Origin of the sequence: Intestinibacter sp. (assembly GCF_051866655.1) — a bacterium.
In the GTDB taxonomy this organism is placed as follows: Bacteria; Bacillota; Clostridia; order Peptostreptococcales; family Peptostreptococcaceae; genus Intestinibacter.
Map to the genome: position 1 here is coordinate 1 of NZ_JBJDXL010000029.1, position 1863 is coordinate 1863.

3 protein-coding genes are annotated in these 1863 nt (G+C 34.8%); 2 read left to right on the top strand and 1 reads right to left on the bottom strand.

What is annotated here, in order from left to right:
• Positions 1-850: flavodoxin-dependent (E)-4-hydroxy-3-methylbut-2-enyl-diphosphate synthase (gene ispG, locus ACI3VO_RS00855; protein ID WP_439756083.1), on the top strand; the 850-nt coding region annotated here is incomplete at its 5' end.
• Positions 851-880: 30 nt separating this feature from the next.
• On the top strand, positions 881-1546 hold the full coding sequence (locus tag ACI3VO_RS00860; RefSeq protein ID WP_439756084.1) for an AIM24 family protein: 666 nt from the start codon (positions 881-883) through the stop codon (positions 1544-1546).
• A 50-nt stretch (positions 1547-1596) separates the two neighbouring features.
• Here ACI3VO_RS00860 and ACI3VO_RS00865 read toward each other — a convergent pair.
• Positions 1597-1863 (bottom strand): pyridoxal-phosphate dependent enzyme (locus tag ACI3VO_RS00865; protein WP_439756085.1); only part of this gene is annotated, 267 nt, incomplete at its 5' end.

The following is a 1863-nucleotide window of genomic DNA, read 5'->3' on the forward strand; positions in this document are numbered from 1 at the left end:
GCAGATAAATATACCTATAATAGCAGATATACATTTTGATTATAAATTAGCTCTAGAAGCTATAAATCAAGGTGTAGACGGTATAAGAATAAACCCAGGAAATATAGGCAGCATAGATAGAGTAAGAGCAGTCGTAGAGAAATGCAAGGAAAGAGATCTAAAAATAAGAATAGGCGTAAATGGAGGTTCACTTGAAAAAGAACTGCTTAAAAAATACGGCTCACCTACAGCAGAAGCACTAGTTGAAAGTGCTATGGGACATGTAAAAATACTTGAGGATTTAGATTTTCACAATATAGTTATATCTCTAAAATCATCAAATATCTATACAGCAGTAGAAGCATATGAGCTTATGAGCCAAAAGGTAGACTATCCACTTCATATAGGTATAACAGAAGCCGGAGGAGTTAGAGCAGGTACTATAAAATCTTCAATAGGTATAGGATCTTTACTTTTAAAGGGAATAGGAGACACTATGAGAATTTCTCTTACAGGAGATCCAGTAGAAGAAGTAAAGGTAGGTAAAGATATTCTTAGAAGCCTGAATTTATTAAACGATAAAATAAAAATAGTATCTTGTCCAACTTGCGGTAGATGCAATATAGATTTGATAAAAATCGCAAACGAAGTAGAGGAAAAAATACAAGACATAGATAAAAACATGACTGTCGCTATAATGGGATGTGTCGTAAATGGTCCTGGAGAGGCTAGAGAGGCAGATATAGGTATAGCTGGAGGAAAAGGTCAGGGAATTTTATTTAAAAAAGGAGAGACTATAAGAAAAATCCCAGCTGATAAATTAGTGGAAGAATTATTAGATGAAATAAATAAATTTGAAGTAGAGAAATAATGTAAATGCTTTAGTAAAATAGGGGGATATATGCTTAAATTTGATGTAACTAATGAATTGATGTGTATAGTAAAGGGCAGTGGAAGATTTTATGCTAAAAAAGGCTCTATGGTGGCTTATAAGGGCGATTTTAGATTTGAAAAGCTATTATTAGGTCCAAATAACGGTGGAGGCCTAGGAGGAGCGCTTATTGGACATCTTCAAAGACGTTTGACAGGCGAAAATGTGCCGATAATGTCTGTAGAAGGAAGAGGAGAGGTGTATTTAGCTGAAAATGCATACCATGTAGATGTAGTACATTTAGAGCCAGGTGATGCGATAAACGTGGAAAGTGAGAATTTGCTTGCATTTACAGAGGATCTTACATATTCAACTACTTTTGTAGGTTCTGGTGTATTGTCTCAAAGAGGGTTATTTTCTACATATTTAAAAAACAATACAAATTCAGTCCAAGATGTGGCTATAATAACAGATGGAAACCCACTTATAATAGAAGCACCTTGTTGTGTGGATCCAGATGCTGTCGTAGCTTGGACAGGCAGAAATCCAGAAGCAAGAGTGGCTCAATTGTCTTGGAAGACTTTTATAGGACAGACATCTGGAGAATCATATCATCTTCAGTTTAGTGAACCTGGACAGCTTGTTATAATCCAGCCATCAGAGAGACTTTCAGGATTGAATATATCGATTGATTAAGTTGTATAAAAAGGGACTAGTTTAATAACTTTAAACTGTCCCTTTTTTGATTAGAATAAGTATTCTTTTATTTGTTCTTCTGTAATATTTGCACCGCAAATTACTACGGCGACTGTTTTTCCTTTGAAATAATCTTTATTGTCTAAAATAGCGGCAATTCCTACAGAGCTAGAAGGCTCTACAACTATTGAGGCATTTGTATGTAAAAGCTTCATCGCTTCTACAATTTGTTTTTCTCCAACTTTGATAACCTTGTCTACAGTTATTTTCATCTCTTCTAAGACTTCTGGAATTGGATTTCTGATAGCTATTCCATC